This is a genomic window from Pseudoxanthomonas sp. GW2, from assembly GCF_000283075.1.
Classification (GTDB): Bacteria; Pseudomonadota; Gammaproteobacteria; order Xanthomonadales; family Xanthomonadaceae; genus Pseudoxanthomonas.
The window spans coordinates 54,654-69,821 of record NZ_ALIP01000091.1 but is presented as its reverse complement, the minus strand read 5'-3'; the positions used below and the strand labels follow the sequence as shown (position 1 = coordinate 69,821).

Sequence of the window (15,168 nt, the reverse complement as noted above, 5' to 3'; positions counted from 1 at the left end):
CCCCAGGCCACTCCACCCCGGCTACCGCCGCGCTTGCCGCGGCCATGCCCACGCTCGCGCCGGCCGATCCGCTCGGCCCGCTGGGCAAGCTCGTCCTGGCGGCAGGCATCGTCGTGGGCGTGGCCCTCTTCGCCCGGGCCACCTGGCGCTACCTGTTCGGGCCGCAGTACCCGGCCTCGCACCCGGCGGTGATCTCCTTGTTCAACGCCCGCGACGCGGCGATCGATGCCGCGGTGTCGGCCGACCACATGCGCCTGCACGGCTACATGGCCGAGCTGGAAACCCTGCTGATCGCGCGCCTGCCGGACGACATCAACGAGGCCTCGCTGTACATCGCCGAGGCCACCTGCGCCCGCGACATCCTCTCCGGGATCGCCGCCACCGATCCGGAAGGCGCCGAGCAGCTGCTGCACGCGCTGCACCGCGCCGGCTTCGTGGTGCCGGCGGACCTGGAATTCCTGCAGGCCCACCCCCGCGCCGGGATGTCGCTGGCGGCGCAGTAGGCCTGCCCGGCCGTGCCGGCCCCGCGCGGCCCGGGGACGCGGTCCCGGGGCCGGGCCGCCATCACGAAGCTGAAGCGGCCCTGCCGGCACGCCGGCCATTGACCTGCATCAAGGACAGGCACCGCGGGCGGGCCTAGCCTCGCTCCATGGCCAGCCTGTCCTCCCTGTTCGATCCCGAGCTGCTGCGGCGCTACGACGTGCCGGGCCCGCGCTACACCTCCTACCCGACCGCGCCGCAGTTCACCCCCGGCTTCGGCGAAGCGGACCTGCGCGCGGTGGCGGCCGCCAGCAACGGCGACCCGATCCCGCGGCCGATCTCCCTGTACCTGCACGTGCCGTTCTGCACCAGTCCGTGCTTCTATTGCGGCTGCAACCGGATCATCACCCGCGACAAGGCGCGCGGCACCGCGTACCTGACCCGGCTGTACCGCGAGATCGGCATGGCCTCCGAACTGTTCGACCGCGACCGCGACGTGGAGCAGGTGCATTTCGGCGGCGGCACCCCCAACTTCCTGGACCCGCTGCAGATCGCCGAGGTGATGGACGTGCTGCGCCGGCACTTCCACTTCGCCCCGGGCGCGCGCATGGACTGCTCGATCGAGCTGGACCCGCGCTTCATCACCCCGGCCGAGGTCGGCGAGCTGGCCGCGGCCGGCTTCAACCGCGCCAGCCTGGGCGTGCAGGACTTCGATCCGGCGGTGCAGGAGGCGGTCAACCGCGTGCAGGGCGTGGCCCAGACCCTGGGCATCATCGACGCCTGCCGCGCGCACGGCTTCCGTTCGGTCAACGTGGACCTGATCTACGGCCTGCCGAAGCAGACCCTGGAGGGCTTCTCGCGCACCCTGGACATCACCCTGCAGGCGCGCCCGGACCGGCTGGCGATCTACGGCTACGCGCACCTGCCGAGCATCTTCCGCCCGCAGCAGCGGATCCGCGCCGAGGACCTGCCGAGCCCGGAGCAGAAGCTGGACCTGCTGCGCCTGGCGATCGAGAAACTGGGCCAGGCCGGCTACGAATACATCGGCATGGACCACTTCGCCCTGCCGACCGACGAGCTGGCCCGCGCCCAGCGCGAAGGCGGCCTGCACCGCAACTTCATGGGCTACACCACCCATGCCGAGAGCGACCTGGTGGGCCTGGGCGTGAGCGCGATCAGCCACATCGGCGCCAGCTTCAGCCAGAACCCGCGCGACATCGCCGGCTGGGAGCAGGCGATCGACGAGGGCCGCCTGCCGGTGTGGCGCGGCATGCGCATGGACGAGGACGACGTGGTCCGCGCCGACGTGATCCAGCAGCTGATGTGCCACGGGCGGCTGGATTTCGACGCCATCGGCCGCCGCCACGTGATCGATTTCCGCGAGTACTTCGCCGACGCCCTGGCGCGGCTGCGGCCGCTGCAGGCCGACGGCCTGGTGGAGGTCGACGGGTCCGGGCTGAGGGCGACGATGCGCGGACGCCTGCTGCTGCGTATCATCGCCATGTGCTTCGACCGCTACCTCCAGCCCGCCAACGATTCCGCCGCGCCCCGGTATTCGCGTACCGTCTGACGGCGGTGGAGCGCTGCGCATGAACAGCCCCGGCGTCGTCTTCCCGCGCACCGGCCCGGCGGTCATGGCCGACGACGGCGATGCGCTGACCTTCTGCTCCACCTGCGCCTTCTCCCAGGCCTGCATGTCCGAGGGCATGGACAAGGCCGCGCTGATGGACCTGCACGTGCTGGTGGAGCATGTCGGCCCGCTGCACCCCGGCGAACACGTGTTCCGCGAGGGCGATGCGTTCGGCGCGATCGCCGCCGTGCGCGCCGGCACGGTGAAGACCTACCAGGTCGACCGCAACGGCCACGAGCAGGTACTGGGCTTCCACCTGCCCGGCGAGGTGATCGGCCTCAACGCCATCCACGACGACCGCTATCCCTGCAACGCGGTGGCGCTGGACACGGTGATGCTGTGCCGGTTCTCGTTCCCCAAGATCGCACTGCTGGCCCAGCGCCTGCCCAACCTGCAGCAGCACCTGTTCCGGCTGATGAGCCGCGACATCGGCGTGGCCTCGCTGTTCGCCCGCGACAACACCGCCGACGAACGCATGGCCGCGTTCCTGATCGGCCTGTCCCGGCGCCTGGCCGCGCGCGGCTTCTCGCCGCGCCGCTTCCAGCTGACCATGTCGCGCACCGACATCGCCAACTACCTGCGCCTGGCCCCGGAGACCGTCAGCCGCGTGCTGCGCCGCTTCGAGCAGGAAGGCGTGCTGCACATCAAGCTGCGCGACGTGGAAGTGCTGGACATGGAGCGCCTCGAGGCGCTGGCACTGGCCGTCCTGCGCGAGTAGTCACGCTCCGGCAGGCGCCATTGCACGTGGCTTGACCTGCGTCAGGGCCGGCCACGGCCCCGCTGCCGAAGATGCGGCCGTTCCTTCCCCGGAGAGGCCGCATCATGGATCCAACACGCAAGCTCTGGGCAGGCCTGGCGGTCCTGCTCTTCGCCTCGTTCGCCGCCCTGTTGTGGGTCGGCAGCGAGATCCATCGCCAGGCGCCACCCATGCCCGAACAGGTGGTCACCACCGACGGCACCGTGGTCTACACCCGCGCCGACATCGAGACCGGACGCCAGGTCTGGCAGTCGATCGGCGGCCAGCAGCTGGGCTCGATCTGGGGCCACGGCGGCTACGTGGCGCCGGACTGGGGCGCGGACTGGCTGCACCGCGAGGCCGAGGCCATCCTCGATGCCTGGGCCGCGCGCGAGCATGGCGTCGATTCGTACAAGCAGCTGGACGAACCGACCCAGGCCGCGTACGCGAAGCGCGTGCAGGCACTGCTGCGGCCCAACACCTGGGACGCGGACACCGGCACCATCACCCTGGACGCCGAGCGCGCCGCGGCGATGGCGAAGGTTTCCGCGCACTACGAGAGCCTGTTCTCCAACGACCCGGCCACGGCGGAGCTGCGCGAGGCCTATGCCATGCGCAACGACGCGGTGCCGGACGCCGGGCATCGCCGCCAGCTGGCGGCGTTCTACTGGTGGGCGGCCTGGGCCTCGGTGACCGAGCGTCCGGGCTCGGAGATCAGCTACACCGCCAACTGGCCGCATGACGAACTGGTCGGCAACACGCCGCCGTCCAACCTCCTGATCTGGACGGTGTTCAGCGTGCTGTTCCTGATCGCCGGCGTCGGCCTGCTGGGCTGGCACTACGCCACCGGCCACGGCGAGGAAATGCAGCCGGTGCTGCCCAAGGCCGATCCGCTGGCCTCGATCCGGGTCACCCCGTCGATGCGCGCCACCGCCAAGTACTTCTGGGTGGTGATCGCGCTGTTCCTGGTGCAGATCCTGCTGGGCGCGACCACCGCGCACTACCAGGTCGAGGGCCAGGAAGCCTATGGCTTCGCCCTGTCCGAGATCCTCCCCTACGCGCTGACCCGCACCTGGCATACCCAGCTGGCGGTGCTGTGGATCGCCACCGCGTGGCTGGGCATGGGCCTGTACATCGCCCCGGCCATTTCCGGGCACGAGCCGAAGTTCCAGCGCCTGGGCGTCAACGTGCTGTGGACCTGCCTGCTGGTGATCGTGGTCGGCTCCTTCGCCGGACAGTGGATGGCGGTGATGCAGAAGCTGGGCCTGGCCCACAACTTCTGGTTCGGCCACCAGGGCTGGGAGTACGTGGACCTGGGCCGGTTCTGGCAGTGGTTCCTGTTCGTCGGCCTGCTGCTGTGGCTGGCCCTGGTCGGCCGCGCGCTGTGGCCGGCGATGCGCAAGGGCGCGCAGTCGCGCTCGATCGTGGGCCTGCTGTTCCTGTCGGTGGTCGCGATCGGCGTGTTCTACTCGGCCGGCCTGATGTGGGGCGAGCACAGCCACCTGTCGATGGTCGAGTACTGGCGCTGGTGGGTGGTGCACCTGTGGGTGGAAGGCTTCTTCGAGGTGTTCGCGGTGGCGGTGATGGCCTTCCTGTTCACCCGCCTGGGCCTGCTGCAGGTGCGTTCGGCGACCGTCGCGGTGCTGTTCGCCACCATCATCTTCATGGCCGGCGGCGTGCTCGGCACCCTGCACCACCTGTACTTCAGCGGCACCCCGACCGCGGTGGTCGCCCTCGGCGCCAGCTTCTCGGCGCTGGAAGTGGTGCCGCTGGCCTACGTCGGCTTCGAGGCCTGGCACAACTACCGGCTGGGCAAGGCCACGCCGTGGATGGCGCGCTACAGGTGGCCGATCATGTTCTTCCTGGCGGTGTCGTTCTGGAACCTGGTGGGCGCCGGCCTGTTCGGCTTCCTGATCAACCCGCCGCTGCCGCTGTACTACATGCAGGGCCTGAACCTGACCGCCAACCACGGCCACACCGCGATGTTCGGCGTGTACGGCATGCTCGGCATCGGCCTGATGCTGTTCTGCCTGCGCGGGCTCAAGCCCGACCTGCAGTGGAGCGAGCGCCTGCTGAAGACCTGCTTCTGGTCGCTCAACATCGGCCTGGCCGGGATGTCGCTGTTCACCCTGCTGCCGCTGGGCATCCTGCAGCTGGACGCGGCGATCGAGCACGGCTACTGGTTCGCGCGCTCGGCGGAGTTCATGCAGCAGCCGATCATCGACCTGCTGGTGTGGATGCGCGTCCCTGCCGACACGCTGTTCAGCGTCGGCGCGCTGGCCCTGGCCTGGTTCGTGTTCCGGTTGTGGGTGGCGCCCAAGCGCGGCGCCCCGGCCTCGTCCGCCACCACGGTGGCCGCGGCGGCGATCATGCCGCGGCGCTGAGTCCGGCATCCGATGCAAAGGGACGGGCCGCATTCGCGGCCCGTCTTCTTTTTCCCCGGGTGGCCACATGGCACGTGCCGCGCGGTGCGGCGCGCCCGAGGTGCGGCGCATCGTCCCCGCCGGGTCCGGTGGCGCGGCCGGGAGGCTGCCCCGCTCCCGGAGGGAGAAGGGCCCATGGTCAACGCAGCAACAGGGGGATCGTCCCGCGTGCCGCGTGTTCGCTGCGCACCGAGCGGCAATAGGGGCCATTCATCACGAAACGCCGGCAGGTATCCGGGCGGTCGTCGTAGATGCCGCAGTTGCGATGCTCCGCATCCAGCGCCACGCACCAGCCATCGGCGCCGTGCGCCATCACCCGTGCCCCGCCGGGCAGCAGCTCGGTCAGGTGTTCGGGGACATGGTCGTCATCGTCCAGCACCACCGTCAGCCGGCAGCACACCGCGTCGCAACGGCTGCACTCGGCCGCGCAGCGCGCGTGCCGGGCGCCGTGGCGGCTCATGCCTGGCCGCCGGGAACGCCGCGGGTGTAGTGCAGCAGCCGCCCGCGGTAGGGCGGCGCCTCGCCAGGCTGCAATGCGCAGCGCCGCTCCTCCAGGGCGAAGCCGCGCGCGGCCAGCTGGCGGTTGAGGTGCGCGCTGTTGCCGCGCCCCGGGTCGGCCACCAGCACCTCGGCGGCCGCGTGCGCGTGGCGGTCGATCACCCCGCCCAGCAGCGGCGCGTGCGCGGTCTCGTAGAGCACGTCGCTGGCGATGATCAGGTCGAAACGGCCCAGCTCCGGCAGCGGCGCGTCCCATTGCAGGTGGCGGTAGTGCAGCGCCGGCAGCTCGTTGAGCGCGGCGTTGTAGGCCAGGAACACCTCGGCCAGCGGGTGCATGTCCGAGGCGACCACGTCGGCGCCGCGCCGTTGCAGCACCAGGCTGGCCAGGCCGATGCCGCAGCCCAGCTCGAGGATGCGCTTGCCGCGGATGTCGAAGTCCTGCATCGCCCGCGCCAGCAGCTGCCCGGCCGGCCACAGCTGGCCGAACAGCGCCCACTGCGCCGAGGAGATGCCCAGGCGCTCGCCGTGCCCGTCCGGATCCCAGAACTGCTGGCGATCGGCGAGCACGCGCAGGCGGTAGTCGTGGCCGCCGATGGCGACGTGTTCTTGGCGGGTTTCGTAGCCAGGCATGTGCTGCTCCCCGGGCTTGGCCGCGCAGGGCAGGCCTCTCAGGTGTGGAAGGGAGCGAATCGGGGCCGCAAGGCCGCGCGGGACGCGCGTGGGAGCACGGAGCTCGCCGCCATGGTACCACCCGGGCCGATGAACCCAGGCCCAAGCGCCGGGCGGGCGCCGCCGCGCGCCACGCCCGGAGGGACATCCGGGGAACTCAGCCGCCGCTGCAGGAGCAGCCGCAACCGCAGCCGCCGCCGGCACCGGCCGGGGTTGGCGCGACAGGGATCCCGGCCGCGGCGAGGATGCGGTCCACTTCTTCCGGGTCAAGCACGGTGAGGACCTGGACGCTGCCGTGGTCCGGGTCCAGCGCCACCTGCGCGCCGGGATCGTGCGGGCGCAGCGCCGCGCTGATGGCGGCCAGGCGCGACAGGCCGGCGCCGGTATCGGCCTGGGCGGAGGGATGGCTCATGCGTTCCTCGTGGCGTGATCGGAGTGGCCGCACGTTAGGCAGCACACTCGCCTCCCGCCTTGACCCTGGTCAAACCCGGCGCAACGCTCCGGGCTGACCTGGGTCAAGGCGGCATCCCTGGGCGGGAGACAGACTGCGCCCATGCACATCGAGACCGTTCCCCTGCCCCGCCGCGGCCATGCGCGGCCCTCGCCTGCCTGGCTCGCGCATGCCCCGCACCGGCTGATGTTCTTCATCGGCGCGGCCAATGTGCTGCTGGCGATGCTGTGGTGGGCGCTGTGGCTGGTGTCCGCGCGCTGGGGCGCGTGGACCATGCCGGAGTTGCCGGTTCCCGCCGGATGGCTGCACGCCTTCCTGATGCAGTACCTGGTGCTGCCCAGCTTCGTGTTCGGCTTCCTGCTGACCGTGTTCCCGCGCTGGATGGGACTGCCGGAACTGCAGCGCCACCACTACCTGCCGGTGGGCGCCGGCCTGATGGGCGGGCAGCTGGCGATCCTGCTCGGGGCCGCCGGCTGGGAAGCAGGCCTGACCGTGGGCCTGTGGATGGCACTGGCGGGCTGGAGTACCGCGCTGTTCCTGCTGGGCCGCCTGCTGGTCGACGAGCGCGGCCGCACCTGGCACGCCCGCTCCTGCTTCGCCGCGTTGCTGCTGGGCTGGCTGGGCCTGGCCATGTTCCTGGCCTTCGTGCTGGGTGCATCGGCGCAATGGGCCTTCGCCAGCATCAAGCTGGGGAGCTTCGGCCTGCTGCTGCCGCTTTACGTCACCGTCGCCCATCGCATGTTCCCGTTCTTCGCCGGCAATGCCGTGCCCGGCTACCGCGCCTGGCGGCCGCTGTGGTGGCTGCTGGCGGTGTGGGTGCTGGCGCTGGCCCATCTGGCCCTGGAGCTGGTGCACGGCTACGCCTGGCTGTGGACCACCGATGCGCCGCTGCTGGCGCTCACCGCACTGGCCGTGTGGCGCTGGTGGCCGCGCGCGCGCATGCCGGGCCTGCTGGCGGTGCTGTTCATCGGCACCGCATGGCTGCCGGTGACCTTCGGCCTGTACGTGGCGCAGAGCCTGGCCTATGGGCTCACCGGCGAATTCATCCTGGGACGTGCGCCGATGCACGCGCTGTTCATCGGCTTCTTCGGCAGCCTGCTGGTGGCGATGGTCACCCGCGTGACCCAGGGCCATTCCGGGCGTCCGCTGCGGATGTACGGCATCGCCTGGTTCGCGTTCGTGGCGATCCAGGTCGTGGCCACCCTGCGCATCCTGGCCGACGTGCTGCCCGATCCGGGGCTGTGGCAGGCACTGGCCGCGGTCGGCTGGCTGCTGGCGCTGTCGCCGTGGGTGGCGCGCATCGGCCATGTCTACCTCACCCCGCGCCGCGACGGTCGTCCCGGCTGAGCCACTCCCATGATCGAGTTCTATCCGCAGATCAAGCTCGTCCACGTCAGCGCCGTGATGCTCAGCGGCAGCTTCTTCGCCCTGCGCGGGCTATCGCTGCTGGCAGGCCTGCAATGGCCCCGGCACGCGTTGCCGCGCTACCTCAGCTACATGATCGACACCGTGCTGCTGACCGCGGCGCTGATGCTGCTGACCATCCTGCCGCGCGAGCTGTACGCCAACGGCTGGCTGCTGGTGAAGCTGGGCTTCGTCGCCAGCTACGTGGTGCTGGGCATCCCCGCCTTCCGTCCGCGCCGCGGGCCCGGGGCGCGCGGGGGACTGCTGGCCGCCGCGGCGCTGTGCTTCCTGCAGGCCTACTGCATCGCCCGCGCCCACCATCCATTAGGCGCGCTCTACCTGCTCGGCGGCTGAGCGGAGGAACCATGGAACACGAGTGCCCCGAGCTTCCCGATCCGTGCCTGGCGGCCAGCCCGCTGCTGCAGGAATCCTGCGATGCGGCGGGCGTGGCGCTGTTCCTGGAAGCGGTGCCGCCGGCGGATCCTGCCGCCGGCTAGCCAGTCCCGCTCAGTAGCTGTACTGCAGCTGCAGCCAGAGCTTGCCGGTGTCGGCACTGTAAGCCGGGTCGTCGCTGCGGTAGCGGGCCAGCTTCAGCAGGCCGGTCAGGCCCTGCACGCCCGGTACCACGTGCGCGTAGGAGACATCCAGCTCCCGTCCATAGCTGCCGCCGCCGCGCTCGGCGGCGAAGTCGTGGTACCAGGCCTGCAGGCTGCCGCCGGCCAGCGGCACGGTGGCGCCCGCGTAGCGGTCGTCCACGCCCTGCGCCGGCGTGGTCAGGAACACGTCGGCCCAGCCCTGGAAGGCATGCCGGGTCGCCAGCGGGGTCTGGAAGGCCCGGTTGCCCTCGCCCTCGCCGCCGCCCAGCGACTCGTACCCGGCCTTCAGCACGCTGCCGCCGGCCAGGGCGTAGCCCAGCTCGGCCAGTACGTAGCGGCTGTCGAGCCGCCACGGGTTGCCCGCAAGGTCCCGCTGGCGCGCGTATTCGCCCGCATAGCTCCATCGGCCCCGGCTTCCCTCCAGGCGCAGGCCGCTGGTGCGGCTGTCCAGGGTGCCCAGCGGCGCGGCCGCGGTGACCGCCATGTCCTCCAGTTCCACCCGGTAGTGGTAGGCGACCAGGCGCAGCGGCGGCGCAAGCTGCAGCGCGGCGCGCAGCAGATGGCTGTCGCCGCTGCTGTCGGAGGGGCTGGCACCGGTGGAGGCGCTGCTGTCGGCCGGCCCGAAGATGGTGCTGCCCCCGCCGATCCAGGCGTAATCCAGCGCCAGGCGCGGCGTGGCGGCCAGCTGCAGGTGCACGCCGTCGTAGGTCTGTTCGTTCTGCCGCCACGCGCTGCCGCCGACGAAGCGCTGGTTGTCCAGGTTGATCCGCTGCCGGCCCAGGGTCGCGACGGTGCGGGTGCCGGCGTGGCGCAGCAGGGCCTGGTTGATCTCCGCGCCGGCCGGATCGGCGACCACGGGATAGGCGGCGGCCATTGCGGGTGTCGTTGTAGCGACCATCGTCCTGGCCCAGCACCGCGTCGGCCTCGGCCAGCGCCGACCAGCCATGCCACGGCGCGCTGCGTGCGCCCACGCGCAGGCGCAAGGTGTTGGCGACCGCATCCTCGCCGAAGCCGGACTGGTCGACGCGTTCATGGCGGTAGCGCAGGTCGAGCCAGGTGCCGGGGCCTGCGTCCTGCGCGGCCAACGCGGGCAGGGGAAGCATGGCCAGGGCAAGCAGGGGTGCGACGTGGCGCGGACGGTATTGGGCAGTCATGGGGGAGCCGGAGTGTGGGGTTGCGCGCACGCTAGGCCCGCCGGCGCCAGCGAGCCATGACCAGGGTCAAGACGCCGCGGCGGCGGAGTGATCCGCGCACGCGGCTGACGTACGTCAATGCGCCGCGGCAGCCACGCTGCGAACGTGCAGCGGCCCGCACCCGCCCGCCGATCGCCATGGCCCATCTGCTCGACCTGCGCCACCTGCCGCCACCCGAACCAATGCAGCGCATCCTCGATGCGCTGGAGGTCCTGCCCGTACGCGCGGTCCTGGTGGCGCTGACGCCGTTCCGTCCGGTACCCCTGCTACCCATGCTGGAAGCGCAAGGCTGGGCATGGCGGCTGCGAGATCTGCCCGAAGGCGGTTGCCGCATCGCGATCTGGCGGCGGCCGCGCAGCCGGGCCGGCTCCATCGCTGCGCCCGCTGCGGGCGCGGCAACGGCACGGGCATGAGCGGCCTGGCCTTCGCCAGCGCGCCGCCGGCGGCGCGGCCGCTGCGCTTCCTGCTGTGCGCGCCTGCATGGGGGCGTGGTTGCCGGCGCACTGCTGGTCGCCGACCCGCACCTCCTGGACGGCGGACGCTGGTCGCCGCCGGTGGTGGCCCTGGTACATGTGTTCACCCTGGGCGTGCTTGGCAACGCCATGCTCGGCAGCCTGCTGCAGTTCCTGCCGGTGGCCGCCGGCACGCCGGTGCGCGCCGGGCGCCTGCTGCCGCTGGCGCATGCGGCGCTGAACCTGGGCCTGGTCCTGTTCGTGCTGGCGTTGTACCGCTGGCCTGCCGTGCTGCCCGCGGCGGCGACCCTGTTGCCCGTGCTCGCCCCGCCGCTGCCGGCGCTGCTGCGCCAGGGCACGCAGCGGCTGCTGCGCGCGGGCATCGGCGCGGCGCTGCTGGCACTGGCGGCGACGGCGTTGCTGGGCGTGGTGGCGACCGCAGTGCTGCGCGGCTACCTCATGCTGCCCCTGGACCAGGTGGTGGACGCCCACGCCATGCTCGGTGGCGGCGGCTGGCTGCTTGGCCTGCTGGCGGCAGTCGGCGGGGTGACCGTGCCCATGTTCCAGGGCACCGCGCAGGTGGCGCCACGCGCGCAGCGCGCCTGGACCCTGGCGGCGGTGGTCCTGCCGCTGGCCGCGGCAGTGGCGCGATTGCTTGGCATGCCGGCGACCGTGGTCACGCTGGCCCTCGCCCTGCAGGCCGGCGTCCTTGCCGCGGCGGTGCTGCGGCTGCAATGGCATGCGCCGCACCGGCGCAATCCGGCGCTGGTGCGCTTCTGGTGCGCCGGCTGCATCGCACTGTGCCTGGCGGCCGCGGCGGCCTGCGCGGGTGCAGCCGGCGCTCCAGGCCTGGAAGCACCGGCGTGGGCCATGCTTGCGGGTGTGCTGGGCCTGGGCGTCGGTGCGCCGCTGCTGGTCACCGGCATGCTGCTGGAGATCGTTGCATTCATCGCCTGGGTGGACCTGCGCGGCCGCTGCCCGCGCGGCATGCGCATTCCCGCGGTGGGCCGCCTGCAGCCGGAGGAAGACAAGCGCCGCGTCCTGGCCCTGCACCTGGTCGCAGCGCTGCTGCTGCCGGCCGCGTTCCTCGGACCGCTGGCGACGCTTGCCGCCGGCCTGGCCCTGTCTGCGGCGCATGCGGCAACCGCGCTCTGCCTGCTGCGTTGCCTGCGACGCGCGCGCCACTTCCGGCTGCATCCGGAAGCCTACCGATGAGGTGCGGATATCCGGCGGCGGTCCCCGACAGCGCCGCCACCGGCAACATCCGGCTCAGTAGCTGAAGTTGAGCTTGATCCAGGCCGTGCGCCCCGGCTCGGCGATGCGCTCCGGCTCGGAGGGGTAGCCGAAACCACTGTTGCCGGCGGCATTGAGGTGCTCGCGGTAATCGCGGTCGAACAGGTTGTCGATGCCCGCGGCCAGCTGCACGCGCTGCCCGAAGCGGTAGCCGCCGTTGAGCGAGAACACCGCGAAGCCCGGGCTCGGGCCCAGGTCGCGGCCGACCACGTTGCCCTGCCCGGTATTGCTGCGGTGCTGGGCCGCGGCCACGCGCAGCAGCGCGCCCCAGGACCAGGGACCGCGCTCGCCACTGGCGGTCAGGCGCGCCTCCAGCGGCGGCATCTGCGGCAGCGCGCCCTCCGTGGTCCGGCCCCAGGCATAGGCCAGGGCGCCGCCCAGCTTCAGCCCGGGCCGCGGCTTCCAGTCCGCGCCCAGTTCGCCGCCGGCGATGTCCGCATCCAGGTTCCGTGCACGCGTGCTGCCTCCCATCATCCCGCCGGGGAGATAGTCGAACACGATGTAGTCGTCGATCCGCCCGGCGTAGACCGAGGCCCAGGCTTCCACCTTGCCGGCGCGGTACTGCAGGCCGGCGTCGAGCTGGGTGGTGCGCTCCGGCTGCAGACCGATGAAGGCATTGGCCGCGCCCTGCGGCCCCATCGTGGGCGAGAACAGCTCCCAGTAGTCCGGCATGCGCTCGGCGTGGCCGAGGCCGGCATACCAGCCGAAGCGCCCGGCCATGTCGTGCTCGTAGCGGACGAAGCCGCCGGCGAGGGTTTCCCCGCGGCGCTGGCCCGCGGTCGGGTTGGGCATGGCGTCCATGCCGCTGCCGGTGCGCGCGCGCCGGTCCTCGGCACGGGCGCGGTCCACGCGCAGGCCGGACATCAGGTGGTGCACCTCGTCGATGTGCCAGTGCGATTCGGCGAACGCGCCGACGGTGCGGGTGCGTGCGTCATGGGTCCAGGGCGCCTGGCGCCAGGCGTCGCGGCCCATGCCGCTGCGCCGGCGGTGTTCGCCCTGCCTGCCGTCCACGCCGGCGGTCACCTCCCAGCGGCCGTGCTGGAAGGTCAGGGCAATGCGCCCGCCCTCGCTGGTGTCGCCGACATTGCTGGCCATCGGCATGGGCATGGCCGAATCCGGATCCGGGTCGCGCAGGCTGTAGTTGTCCATCACGTGGTCGACCTCGTTGCGGTAGAGGCTGGCCACCACCGCATCGAGCACGCCACCCATGTGCTTCTTTTCAAAGCGCAGGCCGAGGCTGTCGCGGCGGAACCGCGAGCCGTCCATGCCGCGGCCGGCATAGCGGGCTTCGGCATCGCCGGTGCCAGCCGACAGCTCCAGCACGGTGTCCGCATCCGGGGTCCAGCCGATTGCCGCGTCGGCGTTCCACTTGTCCCAGGCCGAGGGCACGCGGCGGCCGTCACCGGCGCGGTAGTCGCTGGCCTCCGAACGGTTGCCGGCGACACGCGCATAACCGCGCGGGGTGCCGGCACTGGCATCCAGCACCTGGTCGTTGCGGCCGTTGCCGCCGGCCAGCAGGCTGCCCTGGGCACGCACGCCCGGGCGGTCGAAGTACGGGATCTCGCGCTCGAAGCGCACCGTGCCGGCCGAGGCGCCGCCTCCCCACAGCACGGTCTGAGGACCCTTCACGACGGTCAGGCGGTCGTAGGTCTCCGGCGCGATGTAGGACATGGCGTTGTCCATGCGCGAGGGACAGGCGCCGCTGAGCACGCCGTCGTTGGTGAGCAGGGCGATGCGCGAGCCGAACATGCCGCGCAGTACCGGATCGCCGTTGGTGCCGCCACTGCGCAGGGTGGAGAAGCCGGGGATGGTCTTCAGGTAGTCGGCGCCATCGCTGGCGGGGACCGGCTGGCGCGGCAGCTTCGGATCGGTGGTGAAGGGGGCCGCGGCCACCGGGGCCACGCCCAGCACCACCACCCCATCCAGGTCGGTGGTGGCCAGTTCGGCATGGACATGCCCGTCCGCGGCCACGGCGGCGGGGACGGCGGCGCAAAGCGCGGCGACCAGGGCATGGGCAAGGGGATTGCGGATCATGGCTGCGCCTCGTGCGCGTTGCCTCGGGGTACGGGCAGTCTTCGCGCCGGCCGCCGCATGCGCCTTGATGGTGGTCAATCGCAAGCCCCCGCAGGCGGCCGCCATGCACCGGCTTGACCTGGGTCAAGTGGAGCGCAGGTCGTGCCCGCCGCGGGTAGCGGATTGATGCAAATCAAGGTCCGTCCGGTGGCGTACGCGCACTGTTCGTCCCGCAGCCCAACGAGACGAAAGAGACGAAACATGAAGATCCGTCACCACCTGGCCATCGGCGCGCTTTCGGCGGCAATCGCCCTGGCTTCCGCTCCCGCCTTCGCCGCCAAGGCCAAGGCTTCCGATGCCCCGCTGCCGGTCGTGCAGGCGCAGCTGACCGCGCCGCCGCTGGTCCCGGCCCCGATCTCGCGCAAGACCCCGGCCAAGGTCGTGGTCGACCTGGAGATGGTCGAGAAGGAGATGCAGCTGGACGACGGCGTCACCTACAACTTCTGGACCTTCGGTGGTTCGGTCCCCGGCAGCTTCATCCGCGTGCGCGAGGGCGACACGGTGGAGTTCCGGCTGAAGAACCACCACAGCTCGCACTTCTCCCACAACATCGACCTGCACGCGGTGACCGGCCAGGGCGGCGGCGCCGAGGCCACCTTCACCCTGCCCGGCCGCGAGACGCAGTTCACGTTCAAGGCGCTCAACCCCGGCCTGTACGTCTACCACTGCGCGATGGCCCCGGTGGCGATGCACGTGGCCAACGGCATGTACGGCCTGATCCTGGTCGAACCGGAGGAAGGCATGGAGCCGGTGGACAAGGAGTTCTACGTCATGCAGGGCGACTTCTACACCGAGGGTGCCAACGGCGAGAAAGGCCTGCAGGCCTTCAGCCTGGAGAAGGGCATCGCCGAGGATCCGACCTACGTGGTGTTCAACGGCTCGGTCGGCGCGCTCACCGGCGACAACGCGCTGCAGGCCAACGCCGGCGAGAAGATCCGCATGTACGTCGGCAACGGCGGCCCCAACCTGACCTCCAGCTTCCACGTCATCGGCGAGATCTTCGACAAGGTCTACTTCGAGGGCGGCAGCAAGTACCAGGAGAACGTGCAGACCACGCTGATCCCGGCCGGCGGCTCGGCCATCGTCGAGTTCAAGGCCGACGTGCCCGGCAACTTCGTGCTGGTCGACCACAGCCTGTTCCGCGCCTTCCACAAGGGCACGCTGGGCATCCTCAAGGTCGACGGCGAGAAGCGCCCGGAGATCTACACCGGCCAGCAGCACGACGTCGAGTACCCGGAAGCCGAACCCCAGGGCCACCAGCACTGAGCGC

General features: G+C 71.5%; 15 protein-coding genes. 10 read left to right on the top strand and 5 right to left on the bottom strand.

Going from position 1 to position 15,168, the window contains the following annotated elements; genetic code table 11:
* The 4 genes from B351_RS0106650 to B351_RS0106635 all read left to right on the top strand — a co-directional run.
* Positions 1–503 (top strand): hypothetical protein (locus B351_RS0106650; RefSeq protein WP_050992153.1); only part of this gene is annotated, 503 nt, incomplete at its 5' end.
* A gap of 146 nt (positions 504–649) precedes the next feature.
* Complete coding sequence (gene hemN / locus B351_RS0106645; protein WP_019398265.1) at positions 650–2,050, top strand: oxygen-independent coproporphyrinogen III oxidase; 1,401 nt, start codon at positions 650–652, stop codon at positions 2,048–2,050.
* A 19-nt stretch (positions 2,051–2,069) separates the two neighbouring features.
* Complete coding sequence (locus B351_RS0106640; protein WP_019398264.1) at positions 2,070–2,828, top strand: helix-turn-helix domain-containing protein; 759 nt, start codon at positions 2,070–2,072, stop codon at positions 2,826–2,828.
* Positions 2,829–2,932: 104 nt separating this feature from the next.
* Complete coding sequence (locus B351_RS0106635) at positions 2,933–5,230, top strand: nitric-oxide reductase large subunit (RefSeq protein ID WP_019398263.1); 2,298 nt, start codon at positions 2,933–2,935, stop codon at positions 5,228–5,230.
* A 178-nt stretch (positions 5,231–5,408) separates the two neighbouring features.
* Here B351_RS0106635 and B351_RS0106630 read toward each other — a convergent pair whose 3' ends face one another.
* The 3 genes from B351_RS0106630 to B351_RS0106620 all read right to left on the bottom strand — a co-directional run bounded on the left by B351_RS0106630 (position 5,409) and on the right by B351_RS0106620 (position 6,848).
* Positions 5,409–5,729 carry a YkgJ family cysteine cluster protein gene (locus B351_RS0106630; RefSeq protein WP_019398262.1) on the bottom strand — a complete coding sequence of 107 codons (321 nt, stop codon included), beginning with the start codon at positions 5,727–5,729 and terminating at the stop codon, positions 5,409–5,411.
* Positions 5,726–6,397, bottom strand: a complete 672-nt coding sequence (locus B351_RS0106625; RefSeq protein ID WP_019398261.1) for a methyltransferase — start codon at positions 6,395–6,397, stop codon at positions 5,726–5,728. Before B351_RS0106625 ends, B351_RS0106630 begins: the two co-directional genes overlap by 4 nt.
* 196 nt (positions 6,398–6,593) lie before the next feature.
* Positions 6,594–6,848 carry a hypothetical protein gene (locus tag B351_RS0106620; RefSeq protein WP_019398260.1) on the bottom strand — a complete coding sequence of 85 codons (255 nt, stop codon included), beginning with the start codon at positions 6,846–6,848 and terminating at the stop codon, positions 6,594–6,596.
* Positions 6,849–6,989: 141 nt separating this feature from the next.
* Between B351_RS0106620 and B351_RS0106615 the strand changes: the two genes are divergently transcribed.
* Genes B351_RS0106615 through B351_RS18115 form a run of 3 tightly spaced genes read left to right on the top strand, consistent with a single transcriptional unit; the run spans position 6,990 to position 8,788 of the window.
* Positions 6,990–8,234: an NnrS family protein gene (locus tag B351_RS0106615; RefSeq protein WP_019398259.1), complete on the top strand. Its 1,245-nt coding sequence runs from the start codon at positions 6,990–6,992 to the stop codon at positions 8,232–8,234.
* A gap of 9 nt (positions 8,235–8,243) precedes the next feature.
* Positions 8,244–8,645: a SirB2 family protein gene (locus B351_RS0106610; protein WP_019398258.1), complete on the top strand. Its 402-nt coding sequence runs from the start codon at positions 8,244–8,246 to the stop codon at positions 8,643–8,645.
* Between the two features lie 11 nt (positions 8,646–8,656).
* Complete coding sequence (locus B351_RS18115; protein WP_019398257.1) at positions 8,657–8,788, top strand: hypothetical protein; 132 nt, start codon at positions 8,657–8,659, stop codon at positions 8,786–8,788.
* A gap of 10 nt (positions 8,789–8,798) precedes the next feature.
* On the opposite strand, the gene B351_RS16350 is transcribed toward B351_RS18115, so the two are convergent.
* Positions 8,799–9,761 carry an alginate export family protein gene (locus B351_RS16350; protein ID WP_019398256.1) on the bottom strand — a complete coding sequence of 321 codons (963 nt, stop codon included), beginning with the start codon at positions 9,759–9,761 and terminating at the stop codon, positions 8,799–8,801.
* A 336-nt stretch (positions 9,762–10,097) separates the two neighbouring features.
* Between B351_RS16350 and B351_RS17280 the strand changes: the two genes are divergently transcribed.
* Together B351_RS17280 and B351_RS16345 are read left to right on the top strand one after the other, a co-directional pair.
* Entirely contained in the window at positions 10,098–10,493 is a 396-nt protein-coding gene (locus B351_RS17280; protein WP_083852407.1) for a DUF2249 domain-containing protein, read from the top strand.
* Between the two features lie 75 nt (positions 10,494–10,568).
* Positions 10,569–11,747 carry a hypothetical protein gene (locus tag B351_RS16345; protein ID WP_019398255.1) on the top strand — a complete coding sequence of 393 codons (1,179 nt, stop codon included), beginning with the start codon at positions 10,569–10,571 and terminating at the stop codon, positions 11,745–11,747.
* Positions 11,748–11,801: 54 nt separating this feature from the next.
* Here B351_RS16345 and B351_RS0106590 read toward each other — a convergent pair whose 3' ends face one another.
* Complete coding sequence (locus tag B351_RS0106590) at positions 11,802–13,859, bottom strand: TonB-dependent copper receptor (RefSeq protein ID WP_019398254.1); 2,058 nt, start codon at positions 13,857–13,859, stop codon at positions 11,802–11,804.
* Between the two features lie 240 nt (positions 13,860–14,099).
* Between B351_RS0106590 and nirK the strand changes: the two genes are divergently transcribed.
* The gene (gene nirK / locus B351_RS16340) at positions 14,100–15,164 is read left to right on the top strand and encodes a copper-containing nitrite reductase (protein ID WP_019398253.1); all 1,065 of its coding nucleotides are present in this window, start codon (positions 14,100–14,102) and stop codon (positions 15,162–15,164) included.
* Positions 15,165–15,168: the final 4 nt, after the last annotated feature.

Bases quoted from the DNA above. Each gene is read 5' to 3' on its own strand.
- hemN (WP_019398265.1), top strand. From the start codon at position 650: ATGGCCAGCCTGTCCTCCCTGTTCGATCCCGAGCTGCTGCGGCGCTAC.
- B351_RS0106640 (WP_019398264.1), top strand. From the start codon at position 2,070: ATGAACAGCCCCGGCGTCGTCTTCCCGCGCACCGGCCCGGCGGTCATG.
- B351_RS0106635 (WP_019398263.1), top strand. From the start codon at position 2,933: ATGGATCCAACACGCAAGCTCTGGGCAGGCCTGGCGGTCCTGCTCTTC.
- B351_RS0106630 (WP_019398262.1), bottom strand. From the start codon at position 5,729: ATGAGCCGCCACGGCGCCCGGCACGCGCGCTGCGCGGCCGAGTGCAGC.
- B351_RS0106625 (WP_019398261.1), bottom strand. From the start codon at position 6,397: ATGCCTGGCTACGAAACCCGCCAAGAACACGTCGCCATCGGCGGCCAC.
- B351_RS0106620 (WP_019398260.1), bottom strand. From the start codon at position 6,848: ATGAGCCATCCCTCCGCCCAGGCCGATACCGGCGCCGGCCTGTCGCGC.
- B351_RS0106615 (WP_019398259.1), top strand. From the start codon at position 6,990: ATGCACATCGAGACCGTTCCCCTGCCCCGCCGCGGCCATGCGCGGCCC.
- B351_RS0106610 (WP_019398258.1), top strand. From the start codon at position 8,244: ATGATCGAGTTCTATCCGCAGATCAAGCTCGTCCACGTCAGCGCCGTG.
- B351_RS18115 (WP_019398257.1), top strand. From the start codon at position 8,657: ATGGAACACGAGTGCCCCGAGCTTCCCGATCCGTGCCTGGCGGCCAGC.
- B351_RS16350 (WP_019398256.1), bottom strand. From the start codon at position 9,761: ATGGCCGCCGCCTATCCCGTGGTCGCCGATCCGGCCGGCGCGGAGATC.
- B351_RS17280 (WP_083852407.1), top strand. From the start codon at position 10,098: ATGACCAGGGTCAAGACGCCGCGGCGGCGGAGTGATCCGCGCACGCGG.
- B351_RS0106590 (WP_019398254.1), bottom strand. From the start codon at position 13,859: ATGATCCGCAATCCCCTTGCCCATGCCCTGGTCGCCGCGCTTTGCGCC.
- nirK (WP_019398253.1), top strand. From the start codon at position 14,100: ATGAAGATCCGTCACCACCTGGCCATCGGCGCGCTTTCGGCGGCAATC.